We start from the raw sequence: 16,228 nt of genomic DNA on the forward strand, positions 1-16,228 counted from the left end.
CCACCTTTACCTCGGAGTCGGCTGTTCCATGGTCTCGTTGGGAGGAGAGAAGTGGGCGAGAGCTTTGACGGACGGCAGAGCATGCTCGACGACGTCCAGGAGTCCGATGACTCCTTCCTGCGCGAGGTCCTCCGGGACGAGCCGCCGCCACGCCTGCCAGCACCTGGAGACCGGCTCGGAGGGCAGGAGGGCCGCCGCTTCGAAATCCTGGAGTGGCTGGGGGAAGGCGGAATGGGCGTCGTCTTCCGGGCCCACGACGCGAAGCTGCAGCGCGTGGTGGCGCTCAAGTTCCTCCTGTCCTTCCGGGGACGCGAGGAGGGCATCCTGCGCGAGGCGCGAGCCATTGCCCGACTGAATCACGAGAACATCATCCACATCTTCGACGTGTCCGAGTGGTGCGCCTCCCCCGAGGAGCCGTGCATTCCCTTCCTCGTGATGGAATACCTGTCGGGAGAGTCCCTCGCGACCATGCTGCGGCGGGAGGGCGCCCTGGGGGTGCCCCGCGCGCTGGACATCCTCGAGGGCATCGCCGCGGGGCTGGCCCACGCGCACGAGCACCACGTCATCCATCGAGACCTCAAACCCAGCAACGTCTTCCTCACCCGGCGGGACGGGGTGAAGCTGCTCGACTTCGGGCTGTCGCACCTGCGGGGGGCCAACGCCCCGCGGAAGCTGCACCTGCTCACGGAGGGAACGCCGGCCTACATGGCGCCGGAGCAGTGGCGGGATGAACCGCAGGACGCACGCACCGACCTCTGGGCGGCGGGCATGGTGCTGTACGAGATGCTGGCCGGAGCCCTGCCCCTGCCGCTGAAGCGGCTCGCCGAGTTCCGCGCCAGGGTGACGTCCACCGAGCCCCTGCCCCCGGTGCGCGCGCGCAATCCGGACGTGCCGCCCGAGCTGGAGACCCTGGTGGCCACCCTGCTGGCAAAGGACCCGGCCCGCCGGCTCTCCTCGGCCCACGAGCTGTGCGACGAGGTCCGCGAGCTGAAGCGGCGGTTGACGCCCGAGCCCGACGCGCTGCGCTCCTGCACGCCCGAGCGGCGGCAGGTGACGCTGGTGTCCTGCCAGCTCATGGGGCTCTCCAGCCTCACGGAGCCGCTCGACAGCGAGGACATGGGCGAGCTGGACCTCGCCTTCCATCGCACGTGCGCGGAGCTCATCGAGCACCACGGCGGCTCCGCCACCCAGTACCTGGCGGGCGAGGTGCTCGGCTGTTTCGGTTGCGCCCAGGTCCGAGAGGACGACGCGGACCGCGCGGTCCATACGGGACTCCAGCTCGCCCGGGACGCGCGCGTGGAGCTCCAACGCAGGCTGCCGCACCTCTCCATCTCCGGGATGGGCGTGCGGGTCGGCATCTTCACGGACCTGATGTCCCTGTGCGCGCAGCCGCCGGACTCGCGGGGCGGGCACCTCACCCTCCAGGGCGAGTCGCCCAGGATTGCATCCTGGCTGGCGCAGCAGGCCGGGCCGGGTGAGGTGGTGCTGGGCGACGAGTCCTGGAAGCTGGTCCGGGGGGCATTCGCGACGGAGGAGCTGGGGCCGCGCGTCTTCGAGGGACTGGCGGGGCCGCGCGCCCTGGACGTGCGCAGGGTGCAATACGAGCGGGAGGCTCCGTCCCGGTTCGAGCGCACGTTGGCCGTGGGGGGCCTGTCGCGGATGGTGGGGCGGCAGCGCGAGCTGCGACTGCTCCTGGAGCACTGGGAGCAGGCGCGGCATGGGCGGGGCGCCTTCGTGCTCTTGAGCGGCGAGGCCGGCATCGGCAAGTCCCGCCTCTTTCAAGAGCTGAGCGAGCGGGTCGCGACGGAGCCGGTCCACCTGCTGCGCTTCCAGTGCTGGTCCCAGTTCAGTACGAACATCCGGCACCCGGCCACCGCCCTCATCCAGCACCTGCTCCATCTCTCGCCGAAGGACCCTCCGCAACAGCAGCTCCGGCGGATCCAGGAGCACCTGGGGTGCCTGGGGCTCTCGGAGACGCACGTGCACCTCATCGCGCTGCTCCTGTCCCTGCCAGTCCCCGCGAGCGCACCGGCGCACCGGCTCTCGCTCGACTGGCGCCAGGAGAAGACCATCGAGGTGTTGATGGCGCTGGTGCTGGAGCTCGCCGGGGAGCGCCCGGTGCTCGCCATCGTGGAGGACCTGCACTGGGCGACCGCGTCGCAGCTCCGCTTCCTGGAGCTGCTGCTGGAAGAGGTCCAGCAACGGCCGGTGCTCGTCATCGTGAGCTCCCGGCCGGACTTCCAGCCCGCCTGGTCTCCCCGTCCCTGGCTCCACGCCATGGCGCTGAACCGGCTCCCGGCCGAGCTCGCGGAGGACCTGGTGCGAGAGGTGTCGCACGGCCACGGCCTGCCGGCGGATGCGGTGCGGGAGCTGGTCCGGAAGACGGATGGCATCCCGCTGTTCATCGAGGAGATGACGCGCATGGTCCTGGAGCGGGCCTCCGCGGGCGCGAGCCCGGGCCACAGCCTGCGCTCCATTCCCGTCACCCTGCACGAGCTGCTGCTGGCCCGGCTCGACACGCTGCCCTCGCGCCTGAAGGCGTTGGTCCAGCTCTGCTCGGTGGTGGGCCGCGAGTTCTCACTGGCGCTGCTCGAGCCCCTCACGAGGCGTGACGAGACCACCCTGCGGCGCGAGCTGGCTGGACTCGTGAGGGCGGGACTGCTCCAGGAGCCCCCGCGTGCGGACGCGACCGTGTTCCAGTTCCGCCACGCGCTCATCCAGGACGCGGCCTACCAGTCACTCTCGCGCGGCACGCGACGCAAGCACCACCAGCTCATCGCCGGCGTCCTGGAGGAGCGCTTCCCCGAGCTGGTGGAGGCGAGGCCCGAGCTGCTGGCCCACCACCACACGGAGGCCGGAGACCTGGAGTCCGCCATCCGGGCCTGGCAGCTGGCGGGAGAGCGCGCCAGCCGGCGCTCGGACAACCAGGAAGCCCTCACCTACTTCCACCTGGCGCTGAAGCTGCTCCCCGGCCTGCCGGATGCGGCCCAGCGCGAGCGCCGGGAGTTGCACCTGCTGATGGACATGGGAACCCCCATGTCCCAGGTCCGGCGTTACAACGCCCCCGAGCTGGCGCGGCTCTACGAGCGGGTGCGCGAGCTGCTCCGCGAGGTGGGGGACGAGCTGCCCCGGCTCCGGCTGCCATTCTGGGGGTTCACCACGTACTACCTCATCCGGGGAAGGTTCGAGGTCGTGGTGGAGCTGGTCCAGCGCTACCTGGCGCTCGAGCAGCGCCAGCATGCCGGGAGGCCGACCCACAAGAGCCTGGGGTTGAAGATGGCCCTGTGCCGCTGCCTGTCCGTCATGGGCGACAACGTGGGGGCACGGAGGCTCGTCGACGAGGTGCTCGCGGAACCCGATGTCGACATCGCGCAGCGCCAGGCGATGGCCGCGAGGAACTGGACCGACTCGAGGGTGTCCGCCTTCGTCCATGGAAGCCTCCTGGCCGCGGTGGCCTGCCAGCCCGACGAATCCCGCCGCTACGAGCAGGAGGCCATGAGCCTGGCCGAGAGGATTGGTCAGCCCTACGGGCTGGCGTCGGTGCTGTGCGCGCGCACGCTGGTCAGCCAGTTCCGGCATGAGGGCCCGGAGACCTCGAGGTGGGCGGAGGCGTGCGAGACGCTCTGCCGCGAGCATCGCTTCCGGCTGTGGTTGGCCTGGGTGATGCCACTGCGAAGCTGGGCGCTGGCCGAGCTCGGCCAGCCCGAGGCGGCGCTCGTCCGCATGAGGATGGTGCTCCCGCACTGGCATGGGTCGGGCATCCGCGCCTACATGCCCCACTGCTACGCCATGCTGGCGGAGATACACCTGAAGCTGGGGCAGCTGGAGGAAGGACTGGCCGCGGTGCGGGCCGCGCTGAAACGAATCTCGGTTTCAGGCGAGCGCTTCTACGAGGCCGAGCTGCACCGCCTGCGCGGAGAGTGTCTGCGGCGACTCGGGAGCACGGAGCAGGCACGGGCCTGCTTCTTCCAGTCCCTCGCCGTGGCTCGCGAGCAGCAGGCCCACCTCTTCGAGCTGCGCGCGACGGTGAGCCTGTGCCGGCTGCTCCAGGACGTCGGGAAGAAGAGTGCGGCCTCGCGCATGCTCGCGACGGTGTATGGCCGGTTGGCCAGCCACAGCGACTCGCCGGACCTCCGCGAGGCCCGGACCCTGCTGGAGGCGCTCGCGGAAGACGGGCCGCCGCGAGCCTTCCACGCGTGAAGGGCTTCGACGGTCAGTTACCCGCGAGCAGCTTCTGCACCTGCTCCTTGTCACCGGAGAAGGTGAACTTGCTCATCAGCTGGTAGGCGTTCTTCCGGTCCGCGATGCGGGCGTGCAGCAGCTTCACGACGCTCACCTTGTCGCCGGACATGGAGAACAGGTCCACGAGCTGGCCCACCTGGTAGACGGAGAACCGGCCGCGGCGGGAGGCCATCTCCACCACCCGCAGCTTGTCGTCGGACATCGACTGGTCGTTGATGACCTCGGTGAGCTGCTCGAAGTCCTCATCGCTCACCGCCCCGGGGACGTGCCCGGGGGACGGCGCGGGTGCCGGAGCCTCGGCCCTGGGCGCGGGCGCCGGAGCCGGCGCGGGGGCCTGGGCACGGGGCGCGGGCTCCTGGGGCACGGCAGGGGCGGAGCCCAGGGCCTTGACCGTGAGCTTGTGCATCTTCATGCCCTCGACCTCCAGCTTCTTCACCCACACCTTCCCGTCGGCGGTGCGGACGACGAACTTGTAGAAGCCGACGTCGCTGGGGCTGTAGAGGAAGGGAATCTCCAGCCGCTTCACCAGCCGGTTGCCGGCCCAGATTTCGCCGGTGGCGCCCTCGGGCTCCAGCACCTTCACCGTGCACGTCACGTCACTTCTCACGTCCCAGGTGAAGGTCTCCGGGCCGATGGCGACGTTGGCGGTGGGCGGTGCATCCGCGGGCGCCGGAGCGCTCGCGGCGGGCGCGGGCGCCGAGCCACCGCCGCGCCCGGAGGACGACGAGGTCATCTGCACGCGCAGCTGGTGGGACTTCCTGTCCTCGACGTTGAGCTCCTTGGACCAGGTCTCTCCGCTCGAGCTGGTGACGGTGAACTGGTAGGGGCCGAGGTCGCGCGGCTCCCACCGGAAGGGAATCTCCGCGCGGAACACCACCTTGCCACCCCGGGAAATCTCACCGATGGCGCCCTCGGGCGCGGTGACGTTGACGGACGCGAAGACGTCGCTCTTCGTGTTCCACTGGTGGCTCACCTGCTTGGACGCGAAGCCCTGCGCCAGGGACGGCGCCGCGTAGGCCAGCGTGGCGGCCAGGATCCATGCCTTCATGTCTGTGACTCCCCCTCGAGGATGTGCTCCCCGGGAAAACGGGAGTGCGCCGAAAATGTCGCACGGACGGTGTGACTTTCTTCCGCCCGGCTATCCTTCGCAGCCGCGGTCCTCTCGTGGGGTTCCCCCGACCCCCGGGCCAATGCCAGCCCCCTTGAAAGCCCTGACCATGCGCCTCCGGCAATCCCTTGCGTCCGTCCTGGCCGTCCTGCTCCTCGCCGTCCTGCCCCGGTGCGCGCCACCGGAGGCCGCGGGCGAGGCACTTCCAACCGGCGAGTCCTCCCAGCCGCTGACGCCGGGCGGCGGGCTGCGGTTCATGACGTACAACATCAAGCACGGTGAGCTGAGCAGCCTGGACAGCATCGCCAACGTCATCAAGGGCCAGTCGCCGGACCTCGTCGTGCTCCAGGAGGTGGACGTCCTCACCCACCGCTCCGGCAAGGTGGACCAGGCCACGCGGCTGGGGCAGCTCACGGGCCTCCATTCCGCCTTCGTCCCGTCGCTGCTCAGCTACGACGGCGGGCAGTACGGGCTCGCGGTGCTGTCGCGCTACCCCATCCGCTCCTCGCAGCGCATCCCCCTGCGCTCCGCCGCCGAGCAGCGCGTGCTCGGGCTGGTGGAGGTGGAGCTGGACGCGACGCACGTGGTGCCCGTGGCCGTCACCCACTTCGGGACCACCGGCGCCACGGAGCGGCTCAACCAGGCCGAGGACGTCAAGGCGGCCCTGGCGGGGAAGCCGTGGGCGCTGCTCGGCGGCGACCTCAACGCCTCCCCTTCCGAGTCCGGCATCACCAGCCTGAAGACACTGCTCTCCGACGCCTGGACGCGCGGCGGCTCGGGCAGCGGCTACACGCATGACGCGAGCTTCCCCACGCGCCGCATCGACTACGTGATGCTCGGCTCCGCGTGGACGTCGCCCGTGACGGCGGCCGTGGTGGGGGCGACGTCGCAGTCGGACCACCGGCCCGTGGTGGCCACGCTCATCCTCCCCTGGAGCCAGACGCTCTTCGGCGACCGCGCGCCCGCCAACGCCGTGGAGGAGGCGGACACCCGCGCCGTCGAGGTGGGCGTGCGCTTCCGCAGCAACGTCCCCGGCACCATCCAGGCGCTGCGCTTCTACCGGGGCACGGGCAACGTGAGCGGCTACGTCGCCCGCCTCTGGACCGGCACGGGCACCCTGCTCGCCCAGGTCTCCGTGAGCGACGGCCGCATCCCCGGGTGGCAGGAGGCCGTCCTGCCCACGCCCGTCTCCATCAGCGCGAACACGCTCTACGTGGTCTCGTACCACACGTCGAATGGCCTCTTCGCCAGGGACCCTTCGGGACTCGCGAGCGCCGTCACCAGCGGCAACCTGACGGCCCCCGCCAGCGCGAGCGTGGGAGGCAACGGCGTCTATGCCTACGGCGCGGGTGGCTTCCCCGCGAGCAGCTACAAGGACACCAACTACTGGGTGGATGTCCGCTTCGCCCCGTCACCCTGAGCTTCGGACCCGGAGCGCGAGGATGAAGCAAACCGTGGCGGCAAGCCCCGCGGCGGTTCGCACGTGGTTCCAGGCCGTCCAGCCCGACACGTAGAGCGCCCACAGGCGGGCCGCGTCCGCCCGGGCCGGGTCCAAGGCCGCGAGTGCGTTGTTCCTCGGCACGTTGAACACCGCCGTCACCGCGAAGACGCCCAGCCCATACAGCGCGCCGCCCAGCAGCAGGTACGGCGCGCCGGGCTTCTCCCAGGAGAACAGCGCCGAGACGGCGACCGCCAGCGCGGCCACCGCCGTTCCGAAGAACACGGCCATGAAGGCCGGAGTCACCGCCACGACGTTGATGGACTGCATCGCGAGGATGCCCTGCGCGGGCGGCAGGCGGGCGAGGGCCCTCATCACGAACGAGGAGAACGCGAAGAAGACCCCGGCCACCACGCCCGAGCCGAGCGCCGACAGCCACGTCAATGTGAGGAGGACACCTGGAGACATGGAGGACCTCACGCGGCCGAGAGGGCCACCGACCTGCCAATGTACTTCGCGCTCTGCGCCGCCTCGACGAGGAAGCGGCCGACGCTCCTCCGCGACACGCTCATCCCCCGGGCCTCTCCCGCCGGGGAGGCGAAGGGGGCCGCCGCTTCGGCCTCATCCGTCAGGCCCACGGGCTGCGCGAGCACCCAGTCGAGCCCGCTCTCGCGCACCTCCCGCTCCTGCTGCTCGGTGTCTGCAATCTGCGGCTTCAGGAGCAGCGAGAACAGCAGCTTCCACTTGAGCGACAGCCGGCCCCGCGTCTCCCCCACTCCGTACGTCGTCTGCACCACCAGCTTGCGGACGCCGTGCTTTCGCATGGCGGAGATGACGTTCCGGGTCCCCACCGAGCGCACGTCCATGGGCGTCCGCGCGCTGCCGCGCATCCGGACCGTCACGGGATTCTCACGGATGCCGAGCGTGACAATCACCGCGTCCTGCCCCTGCACCGCGCGCTCGACATCCCCGGGACGCGTCGCGTCCCCGGTGACGACGGCCAGCCGCGGCGACGAGACGCCAAGCGCCTCCGGCCTGCGGGCGAAGGCCGTCACGTCATGCCCCTCGGACAGCAGCACCTCGACTGCCGCGCGTCCGGAACCTCCCGTTGCACCCACCACGAGGACTTTCATCACGACTCCCTCCGGCTTGATTGCCTGCGCACAACATGTCGTCCGGGCCCGCGGCTCTCAATGACCGGCAGTCGCGGTTTCATGCTCGTTCGTCCAGGCGGGGCGCTGGACGCTCTCGTCCCGCCAGGGGCATGCTCCGCCCATGGTGGACAAGCAGCTCTGGGCCCCCGTGGACCCGCTCGGCGAGGCGCTGCACTTCCTGCGCATGACGGGCAGCTTCTACTGCCAGTCGGAGCTCACCGCGCCCTGGGGCCTCGCGCTGCCGCCCATGCCCGGGTGCATGTGGTTCCACGTCATCACCTCCGGCGCGTGCTCACTCGAAGTCGAGGGCGCCGCGCCCGTCGGGCTGCGGCCGGGGGACCTCGCGCTCGTGACACACGGCGAGGGGCATCGCCTCTGGACCGGGCCCCGCGTCCCCACGCCCCTGGCCCATGAGCTGCCGCAGCAGCAGGTCAGCGAGCGCTACTCCGTCCTCCGCCATGGCGGCGGTGGCACGCCGAGCGCGCTCATCTGTGGCGCCGTCCGCTTCGAGCATCCCGCGGCCCACGCGGTGGTCCGGCTCCTGCCCCGGGTGATTCACCTGGACGCCGCGAGCTCGCCCCACGTGGACTGGATGGAGAGCACGCTGCGGCTGATGGCGGCCGAGGCGAAGGCCCTGCGCCCGGGCGTGGAGGCCGTCATCACCCGGCTCGCGGACATCCTCATCGTCCAGGCCATCCGCTCGTGGATTCAGCAGGACCCCGCCGCGCGGAAGGGGTGGCTTGGCGCGCTCCAGGACCCGCAGCTGGGCCGGGTCCTCATGCTCATCCACAGGGAGCCGGCGCGCGCGTGGACGCTGGCCTCGCTCGCGAAGGAGGTGGCGATGTCGCGCTCGGCCTTCGCGGCGCGCTTCACCGAGCTCGTCGGTGAGCCCGCGATGCACTACGTCGCCCGCTGGCGGATGCACGTGGCGGTGACGTGGCTCAGGGAGGACAGGGCCGGGCTCGGTGAGCTCGCGAGCCGTCTCGGCTACCAGTCCGAGGCCGCGTTCAGCCGTGCGTTCAAGCGCTTCATCGGCGTGTCCCCGGGCGCGGTGAGACGCAACCCCGCGGTCGCCATCCGGCCCGTGGCTCCGGCATCTGCTTGAAGTACTTCAACCATGGTTGTCATCGAGAAACATGTCGCTGGCGCTCTCCCCGGGAACTTGCGAGACAGCGCCCATGCCACGTTCGGGGGATGGAGAGCAGGTGAAGCTGGAGGCCCAGGCCTGGCGCCTGTTCTTCGACTTCTTCATGCGCACGGGACCGCGGCGGGACCGCCTCCTGAGCCGGCTCGGGCTCACCCCCAATGATGCACGCGGGCTGAGCGGCCTGGAGGCGACCACGGGGCGCACGATGCGCTCGCTCGCGGAGGCCTGGGACTGCGACGCCTCCAACGCGACCTTCATCGTGGACCGACTCGAGGCGCGCGGGCTGGTGGAGCGGCGGCCCAGGCCGGAGGACCGCAGGGTCCGCTCCGTCGTCCTCACCGCGAAGGGCGTGCGCCTGAAGCGTCAATTGTTGGAAGGGCTGTACGCCCCTCCCGAGGAGCTCTCCCGGCTGAAGCCCTCGGAGCTGGAGGTGTTGTCCGCCCTGCTCTCCCGACTGCTGGCCCAGGGCGCTGGGGAGGCCTGAGCGCCCGGGTGCCTCGGGGGCCGGACCTGCGGAACTCCGAGGTTTCGTCAGACCGGCGAGGTAGGATCCGCCCCCTTTGAAAGGAGCGCGCAATGGGGTTTGCGTTGATGATCCTGGAGCCACGGGGACAGAGGCAGGGCAGGACGCAGGAGGAGGCGCAGCACGCCATGGACCGGATGGTCCGCTTCAGCCAGGACCTGGCGTCCCGCGGCCTCCTCAAGGCGGGCGAGTCGCTCCGCTCGGACGACTCCGCGGTGCGCATCGGGGTTCGCAGCGGCAAGCGCTTCGTGAATGATGGCCCGTTCGCCGAGGCCAAGGAGATGGTCGGCGGCATCTTCCTGCTCGACTGCAAGACGCGGGAGGAGGCACTCGCGATTGCCCACGAGTGCCCCGCTGCAGAATGGGCCACCGTCGAGGTGCGCGAGCTGGGCCCGTGCTTCGCGGACGCGAAGAACTAGGGAGCAGTCCGACCGATGCGTCGCGAGGCCTACCCGGGCTTCGCGCGCAGGGCGAGCATGGGGCGGTACAGCTTCCGGTACGACCAGGCCAGGGAGAGGTTCAAGGCCAGGAGGACGATGGGGATGACCATTCCCTCCGGCGCCAGGAAGGCGTGGAAGGCGACGATGTTGACGACCACCGGCGCGGCCAGGGCCAGCGCGAGCGGCACGAAGCGGTTGGTCAGCAGCAGCACGCCCACGAGGACCTCGGTGCCCTTGATGAGCGGGAACATGTAGCCCGTCTTCATGAGCGCCTCGGCGAACTCGGGAAGGGCCGTCGGGGGCGGCGGCAGGAAGTTCAGGAAGCCGTTCAGCCCGGGGATGAAGAGGAGGATGCCGAGGAGCACCCTCCCCACCGTCGGCAGGTGCCGGGTGAAGGACTTCGAGGTCTGGCCTGCCACTGCATCCGCGCTGAGCGTCGTGTCCGTCGTCATGGGGGGCTCCCCTTCGGTTTCGCTGGGATTCGGGTTCCTGGTTTCATCGAGACGACGAATGAGGCTCCGGGAGATCGACACGGGGGTCGATTTTCCCGGAGACCTCTCCAACCACCCGGAATCACAGGGACTTCTGGGGAGCGCTACGGCAGCGGCTCCGGGAAGTGGACGACGCGTCCACCCGGGCCCACGGCCCAGATGCTGGTCGGGGCGACGCTCGCGATGTCCTTGATCACACCCGCAGGCGCCGAGATGTACAGCGACGGCAGCCAGATCGTCCCCGTGAAGCGGCGAATGACGCCTGCTGCGTCCGTAGCGTAGACCGTCGTGCGGTCCGGCGCGCAGACGCTCGTAAACTGGGCCGCCACCGGAGGGGGAGGCATGGACTGCCAGGCCGAGCCATTCCATCTCACGATGTTGGAGTTGTCTCCCACCGCGTATGCGAGCACCGACGACATCATCCAGACGCTCTGGAGGCTGGAGTCGGTCGGCCCCGGCACGACTCCGTTGCTGGTATCCGTTCCACCAGTATAGGTGTCGATGACAGGGCGTCTTTGTCCAGTCGGCTCCTGGGTCGCGATGAACATGCGCGATGCGTCAAGCCCGTGGATGTCTCGGTAGACTGGTGCATTGTCATCCACTTCCGTAGGCGCAGTGCCTGACATCCAGACGTGCAGGCGGCCAGTGTCGTCCACCACGTAGAGGGATGGCAGGAGTGGCAGGGTGGCGTCGAAGCCGATGATGCCCGTGGCGTTGCCGCCGCCTGCCAGCGGGTGTTGCTGGGCGCACGTGGTGCCGTCGTGCTGCGCCACCCGCCCCCCATTGCCCGCGAGGAACACGCTTCCATCGCTGCTCACCCAGGCTGCGTTCCAGGTGGTGGTGCCACACGCGCCGTCGAAGCTCGTGAACGTGCCGCTCGCGCTATCGCGGCGGGCCAGCGCGCCTCCCGCGCCGGCAATCCACACCGGGTAGCCGGTGGTGCTGGCCTTGCTGATGGCCACCGTATTCCAGTCGCGACTGGTGGTCGCCGGGTCCGTCAGCAGTTTCCAACCCGCGCCCATGCACACGTTGTTTTCGTCGGTCGCGCTGTCGCAGTCATTGTCACGCTGGTCGCACACCTCGGTGCCGGTGCCCTTGTTGTGCTTGTCCACGTCGTCACAGTCCGAGTGCAGATCCGCCACACTGTTGGCCGGAATGGGCTGACCGGGGCAGACGACCTGGGCGGCGAGGGAGAGGTTGCCGTCCCCGTCACCGTCCGCATCCGTGTAATAGTTTGTCGGCGTGGGCGCGTTGCAGGTGGTGGCGGTCTGCCCCACGTTGCACACGTAGATGCCCGAGCAGGGGCTGCCGCAGGCGTTGCCCTTCCGTGTCGTCCCGCTCGTAAAGGGCTCATCCACACCATCCACGCAGTTGTCGTCGACGTCGTTGCACAGCTCCGTGGCCCCGGGCTTCACCGCGATGTTGTCATCGTTGCAGTCGAAGGTCGCGGTCGGCGCCACATAACCCGCGGGCCTGTCGCACCCGGTCTGCATGTCGCTCTGGCGCCCGAAGGTGTCTCCGTCCACGTCCCGGTACCACGTCTTGTTGAAGGTCTCGTCCGGGCCGCCGACGCAGTTGTCGTCGATCTCGTTGCACACTTCCTGCGCGTTGGGGTTCACGGCCATCGCGGCGTCATTGCAGTCGGTGCTGGTGGCCACGTAGCCGTCCGGTGCCCTGCACTTCTGCCGTGAGTCCGACGCCGTGCCGAAGCCGTCGCCATCCCCGTCCCGGAAGTACGTGCTCACCGGCAGCCCGTCATCCACCAGGTTGTCGCAGTCGTTGTCCTTGTCGTCGCAGGTCTCCGCCAACCCGGGCTTGCGCTGGTTGTCGTTGTCGTCGCAGTCATTGCCGGAAGCCACGTGGTTGGCCGGCGCGACACAGGCCATCACCACCGGCCCTCCCCCCACGCCGTCCTGGTCCCCGTCCAGGTAATAGCTGCCCAGGGTCAGGCCGTTGTCGATGCCGCCGACACAGTCGTTGTCCACGCCATCGCACAGTTCTGTCCTGCTCGGCGCCCGCTCGGGGTTTCCATCGGCGCAGTCACCGCCCCGGGCCACATACTGGGTGGGTGCGACGCAGCCCGTCTTCGTGTCGTTGTCGTCGCCGTAGCCGTCCCCATCCCCGTCCCGGTAGAAGGTGCGCTGCGAGATTGTGGCGTTGGTGTCATCGCAGTCGGTGCCCCCTCCGGCCGTGGGCATGTACCCGTCACCGTCGACATCCTCCGCGTGCAACGAGATGGACACATCCTTCACGCCCGCCGTGTCCAGCGTCACGGGCCGCGAGTCGCGCGCCACCTCGGGCCCTTCACACGTCTGCTCGTGAGCCGTGGTGATGAGCTCCAGCGTCCGGCCCCAGTCGTCCTTCCGGTAGACGCTGATAACCGCCCTCCGCGAATCACGGTTCAGGACTGGCGCCGTCCCGCGACTCGTGTGCCCCGGATCGTCCTTGTCGACGGCCTGCACGGCGATGCAGCCAGCGTTGAAGTCGAAGGAGACCTCCAGCTTCACGGCGGCCTGCTGCGCGTCTGGGAGTTTCTCCTTGCAGGCGGCAAGGAGCAGAAGGGGCCACAATGGAAAAAGAAGGCGGCGCATGGGTCGGGCATCCTACCCGGTTCCGGCCCCCGCTCGCTCGTTCTGGAGTGCCAGAAACCGCGTCAGTCGAGCAGCTGCATCAGGTCCGCCCGGGTGATGGCCGCGGCCCCGTCGGCGCCGCCGAGGGCGGACTCGAAGAGCGCTCGCTTCTTTTCCTGGAGGGTGAGGATTTTCTCCTCCACCGTCCCCCGGGACACCAGGCGGTACACCATCACCGGCCGCTGCTGGCCGATACGGTGCGCCCGGTCGGCCGCCTGCGCCTCCACGGAAGGATTCCACCACGGGTCCACGAGGAAGACGTGGTCCGCCGCCGTGAGGTTGAGCCCCGTGGCGCCCGCCTTGAGGGAGATGAGCATCACCGGCGGGCCCTTCGGGTCCTGGAACGAAGCGGCCACCGCGCCCCGGTTGGACGTGCTCCCGTCCAGCCGGATGAAGCCGATGCCCGCCTCGCGCAGGGCGGGCTCGATGAGGTCCAGCATGGACGTCCACTGCGAGAAGACGAGCGCCTTGTGGCCCTCCTCCGCCGCCGTGCCGAGCGCCTCCAGCAGCGCCTCCACCTTGGAGGACGACTTCGCCTGCTGGCCTGGCACCAGCGCCGGGTGGCAGGCCGCCTGCCGCAGCCGCAAGAGCGCCTCCAGCGCCTTCAGCACGTTGCCGCCCGCCTCCAGCTGCGACACCACCTCCTCGCGCGTGGCGGCGTACACGGCGTCATAGACGGCGCGCTCACGCTCGTTGAGGGTGACGTGGCGCACGGACTCGGTGCGCGGCGGCAGCTCGGGGGCCACGTCCCGCTTGAGCCTGCGCAACACGAAGGGCCGGATGCGAGCGCGGAGCTTCTCGGCGGCGCCCTTCTGGTTGTCCGCCACGGGGCGGGCCCAGCGCTCGTCGAACTGCTTGCGTCCGCCCAGCAGCCCCTGGTTGGTGAAGTGCATCAGGCTCCACAGCTCCTCGAGCCGGTTCTCGATGGGCGTGCCGCTCAGGGCCACGCGGAACTGCGCCTGCAGGGCGTACGCGGCGCGAGCCACCTGGCTGTCCGGGTTCTTGATGGCCTGGGCCTCATCCAGCACCACCGTGTCCCACGTCTTCGCACCAAGCACCTCCGCGTCCAGGCGCAGCAGCGCGTAGGTGGTGAGCGTGACGTCGGCCGCCTCGTCCAGGGCGCGGCCGGGGCCGTGGTAGACGGAGACCTTCAGCGAGGGACGGAAGCGCTTCACCTCCGCCTCCCAGTTGGGGAGCACGCTCGTGGGGGCCACCACCAGCGTGCCCGGGCCCAGCGTGCAGATGGTCTGCAGCGTCTTGCCCAGGCCCATGTCGTCCGCGAGCACGCCGCCCAGGCCCGCCTGCCGCAGGAAGGTGAGCCAGCTGACGCCCTGGAGCTGGTAGGGGCGCAGCGTGGCGGTGAGGTCCTTCGGGAGCTGCACGTCGGGCAGCTTCTCGAAGCCCTGCACCAGGGGCGCCAGCCGCTCCAGCCCGGGCGGCGACGGGTGCTCCAGCGCTTCACACAGGCCGGTGAGCTGGGGAATGGCGTGGTTGGCGAGCCGCCCGTCCGAGCCGCGCGCGGCCAGCAGGTCCGCCACGCGCTGCCCGTGCTCCTTCAGCCACGTGCCCGGCAGTGGCGCCCAGCCGCCGCCCTCCAGCGGCACCAGCCCCAGGCCCTCCTCCCACGCGCGCATCACCGCGCCCGCGTCCACCGTCCGCGGCGCGCCCGGCTCCGCGCCCTCCACCTGGAAGTCGAACGAGAAGCCCACGCGCGGCACGCCGGCCTCGGTGGCGCCCGCGTCCACCGACAGCGTGGGGCGCAGCTTCACGTTGGGGCTCACCACGCGCGCCGCGTCTCCGGTGAGGCCGCCGCGCCAGCGCCGCAGCCTGTCGGCGAGCTGCACCGCTTCCTTGCCCTGCACCGTCACGCGGCGGCCGGGCACCATGTTCAGCTCGTCGCGCAGGCCGTGGACGAGCTTCTGCTCCGCGGCCTCGTCGCGCACGGGCACCGCGCCGTCCAGGTACACCATGCGCCCGTTGTCGATGCGCACCGCGGGCGGCGAGCCATACACCAGCGTGGGCAGCACCGAGAGGCCGGAGTCGAGCTGGTTCAGCTCCAGGGAGATGCGCGGCTTCAGCGTGCGGTCGATGGGCGGCAGCCGCTGGCTCTTCACGTCCACCGGCATGCGGCGCGCGAAGTCCGGCAGCACCTTCCCGGTGAGGTCCCCCATCTGCTCGGGAGAGAAGACGCGCTCCTGGGGCAGCTTCTCCAGCCACGCGCCGGTGAGGGCCTGCTCCCCCAGCTTGCAGAGGATGTCCCCGCACAGCGCCACGCCGGGACTGACCACCTCGGTGACGCGCGGGTCCTTCTCCACCTTGAGCACCGTCTGCTCGCCGCGGTCCTCCACGGTGACGCGCGGCAGGAGCGGCTCGCGGGCGACGGACACCAGCGTGCCTTCGAAGATGATGGTGCGCGCGGGCTCCAGCACGCGCAGGAGCGCGTCGAGCCGCTCGGGCGGAAGCGCGCCCTTCGTCGGCTTCAGCAGCAGCTTGTCCGCGAGCACGTCCCACGGCTCCACCTGGATTCGCGCTGCCTCCACCGGGTTCGCCACCACGGACGCCAGGCTGCGCGCGAGCAGCCGCGCGGTGTTGTCCGGACGCACCAGCAGTCGCTCGAGCTGGAGCCCGCCGTTCTCCCGCTTGAAGCGGTACACCATGCGCTCCGGCTTCGACGCCGCACCGGGGCGCGGGGCCGCCGCCTGCGCCGCCTGCGGCCGCGAGGGGGCGAGCCGGTTCGCCGTGGGCCGAGCCGCGGCACGCTGCAGGGGCGCGCGTTGAGTCACGGACTGATGGAGGACGATGGCCGCCGCGACGACGTGCTCGCAGGGGTCCACCTTGCCGCGGCAGTCACACTCCCAGACGTCGTCCTCCGGGTAGAGCACCGTGGTCAGGGGCGCCGGCCGGCCGGCGACGCGCACGCGCAGCACGGCCTCTTCTTCTCCGACGGACTGCACCGAGACGGCGCCCGCGCGAGCGAGCCCCATGCCGGCGGACCAGGTGTCCGGGCGCGCTTCCTCCCGGACGGCTTCGAGCAGCTCCGCGGTCACAGACATAC

Annotated in this window: 11 protein-coding genes; 5 read left to right on the forward strand and 6 right to left on the reverse strand. The window is 70.4% G+C overall.

Annotated features, from left to right (window positions below; translation table 11 throughout):
• Positions 1–81: 81 nt before the first annotated feature.
• A complete protein-coding gene (locus ACX9TP_RS27670; RefSeq protein WP_482973625.1) occupies positions 82–4,200 on the forward strand; it encodes a protein kinase domain-containing protein in 4,119 nt (1,372 codons plus the stop codon).
• A 13-nt stretch (positions 4,201–4,213) separates the two neighbouring features.
• Here the strand turns inward: ACX9TP_RS27670 and ACX9TP_RS27675 are convergent, their stop codons facing one another.
• Positions 4,214–5,290, reverse strand: coding sequence for a proline and serine-rich protein 1 family protein (locus tag ACX9TP_RS27675; protein WP_482973626.1), 1,077 nt, complete (start codon positions 5,288–5,290; stop codon positions 4,214–4,216).
• Between the two features lie 169 nt (positions 5,291–5,459).
• Between ACX9TP_RS27675 and ACX9TP_RS27680 the strand changes: the two genes are divergently transcribed.
• Positions 5,460–6,770 carry a DUF4082 domain-containing protein gene (locus tag ACX9TP_RS27680; protein ID WP_482973627.1) on the forward strand — a complete coding sequence of 437 codons (1,311 nt, stop codon included), beginning with the start codon at positions 5,460–5,462 and terminating at the stop codon, positions 6,768–6,770.
• Here ACX9TP_RS27680 and ACX9TP_RS27685 read toward each other — a convergent pair.
• Positions 6,762–7,256 carry an anthrone oxygenase family protein gene (locus ACX9TP_RS27685; RefSeq protein WP_482973628.1) on the reverse strand — a complete coding sequence of 165 codons (495 nt, stop codon included), beginning with the start codon at positions 7,254–7,256 and terminating at the stop codon, positions 6,762–6,764. The two genes, ACX9TP_RS27680 and ACX9TP_RS27685, sit on opposite strands and share 9 nt — an antisense overlap.
• Positions 7,257–7,264: 8 nt before the next feature.
• The gene (locus ACX9TP_RS27690) at positions 7,265–7,921 is read right to left on the reverse strand and encodes an NAD(P)-dependent oxidoreductase (RefSeq protein WP_482982232.1); all 657 of its coding nucleotides are present in this window, start codon (positions 7,919–7,921) and stop codon (positions 7,265–7,267) included.
• A 142-nt stretch (positions 7,922–8,063) separates the two neighbouring features.
• Between ACX9TP_RS27690 and ACX9TP_RS27695 the strand changes: the two genes are divergently transcribed.
• From ACX9TP_RS27695 to ACX9TP_RS27705, 3 genes are all read left to right on the forward strand, one after another.
• Positions 8,064–9,047 carry an AraC family transcriptional regulator gene (locus tag ACX9TP_RS27695; RefSeq protein ID WP_482973629.1) on the forward strand — a complete coding sequence of 328 codons (984 nt, stop codon included), beginning with the start codon at positions 8,064–8,066 and terminating at the stop codon, positions 9,045–9,047.
• 73 nt (positions 9,048–9,120) lie between these two features.
• Positions 9,121–9,573: a MarR family winged helix-turn-helix transcriptional regulator gene (locus ACX9TP_RS27700; protein ID WP_482973630.1), complete on the forward strand. Its 453-nt coding sequence runs from the start codon at positions 9,121–9,123 to the stop codon at positions 9,571–9,573.
• Positions 9,574–9,740: 167 nt separating this feature from the next.
• A complete protein-coding gene (locus ACX9TP_RS27705) occupies positions 9,741–10,031 on the forward strand; it encodes a YciI family protein (protein ID WP_482973631.1) in 291 nt (96 codons plus the stop codon).
• Positions 10,032–10,060: 29 nt separating this feature from the next.
• Here the strand turns inward: ACX9TP_RS27705 and ACX9TP_RS27710 are convergent, their stop codons facing one another.
• The 3 genes from ACX9TP_RS27710 to ACX9TP_RS27720 form a co-directional block, all read right to left on the reverse strand.
• Entirely contained in the window at positions 10,061–10,504 is a 444-nt protein-coding gene (locus ACX9TP_RS27710; RefSeq protein ID WP_482973632.1) for a DoxX family protein, read from the reverse strand.
• A gap of 143 nt (positions 10,505–10,647) precedes the next feature.
• Positions 10,648–13,134 carry a putative metal-binding motif-containing protein gene (locus ACX9TP_RS27715; RefSeq protein WP_482973633.1) on the reverse strand — a complete coding sequence of 829 codons (2,487 nt, stop codon included), beginning with the start codon at positions 13,132–13,134 and terminating at the stop codon, positions 10,648–10,650.
• Positions 13,135–13,196: 62 nt separating this feature from the next.
• Positions 13,197–16,226: an SNF2-related protein gene (locus tag ACX9TP_RS27720; protein WP_482973634.1), complete on the reverse strand. Its 3,030-nt coding sequence runs from the start codon at positions 16,224–16,226 to the stop codon at positions 13,197–13,199.
• Positions 16,227–16,228 lie beyond the last annotated feature (2 nt).

The sequence above is a fragment of the Pyxidicoccus sp. M15 genome, from assembly GCF_056858435.1.

What these genes read in the sequence shown, in the direction of transcription:
- ACX9TP_RS27720 (WP_482973634.1), bottom strand. Translation starts at nt 16,226, where the DNA reads ATGTCTGTGACCGCGGAGCTGCTCGAAGCCGTCCGGGAGGAAGCGCGC.
- ACX9TP_RS27675 (WP_482973626.1), bottom strand. Translation starts at nt 5,290, where the DNA reads ATGAAGGCATGGATCCTGGCCGCCACGCTGGCCTACGCGGCGCCGTCC.
- ACX9TP_RS27715 (WP_482973633.1), bottom strand. Translation starts at nt 13,134, where the DNA reads ATGCGCCGCCTTCTTTTTCCATTGTGGCCCCTTCTGCTCCTTGCCGCC.
- ACX9TP_RS27670 (WP_482973625.1), top strand. Translation starts at nt 82, where the DNA reads ATGCTCGACGACGTCCAGGAGTCCGATGACTCCTTCCTGCGCGAGGTC.
- ACX9TP_RS27695 (WP_482973629.1), top strand. Translation starts at nt 8,064, where the DNA reads ATGGTGGACAAGCAGCTCTGGGCCCCCGTGGACCCGCTCGGCGAGGCG.
- ACX9TP_RS27710 (WP_482973632.1), bottom strand. Translation starts at nt 10,504, where the DNA reads ATGACGACGGACACGACGCTCAGCGCGGATGCAGTGGCAGGCCAGACC.
- ACX9TP_RS27685 (WP_482973628.1), bottom strand. Translation starts at nt 7,256, where the DNA reads ATGTCTCCAGGTGTCCTCCTCACATTGACGTGGCTGTCGGCGCTCGGC.
- ACX9TP_RS27690 (WP_482982232.1), bottom strand. Translation starts at nt 7,921, where the DNA reads ATGAAAGTCCTCGTGGTGGGTGCAACGGGAGGTTCCGGACGCGCGGCA.
- ACX9TP_RS27700 (WP_482973630.1), top strand. Translation starts at nt 9,121, where the DNA reads ATGCCACGTTCGGGGGATGGAGAGCAGGTGAAGCTGGAGGCCCAGGCC.
- ACX9TP_RS27680 (WP_482973627.1), top strand. Translation starts at nt 5,460, where the DNA reads ATGCGCCTCCGGCAATCCCTTGCGTCCGTCCTGGCCGTCCTGCTCCTC.
- ACX9TP_RS27705 (WP_482973631.1), top strand. Translation starts at nt 9,741, where the DNA reads ATGGACCGGATGGTCCGCTTCAGCCAGGACCTGGCGTCCCGCGGCCTC.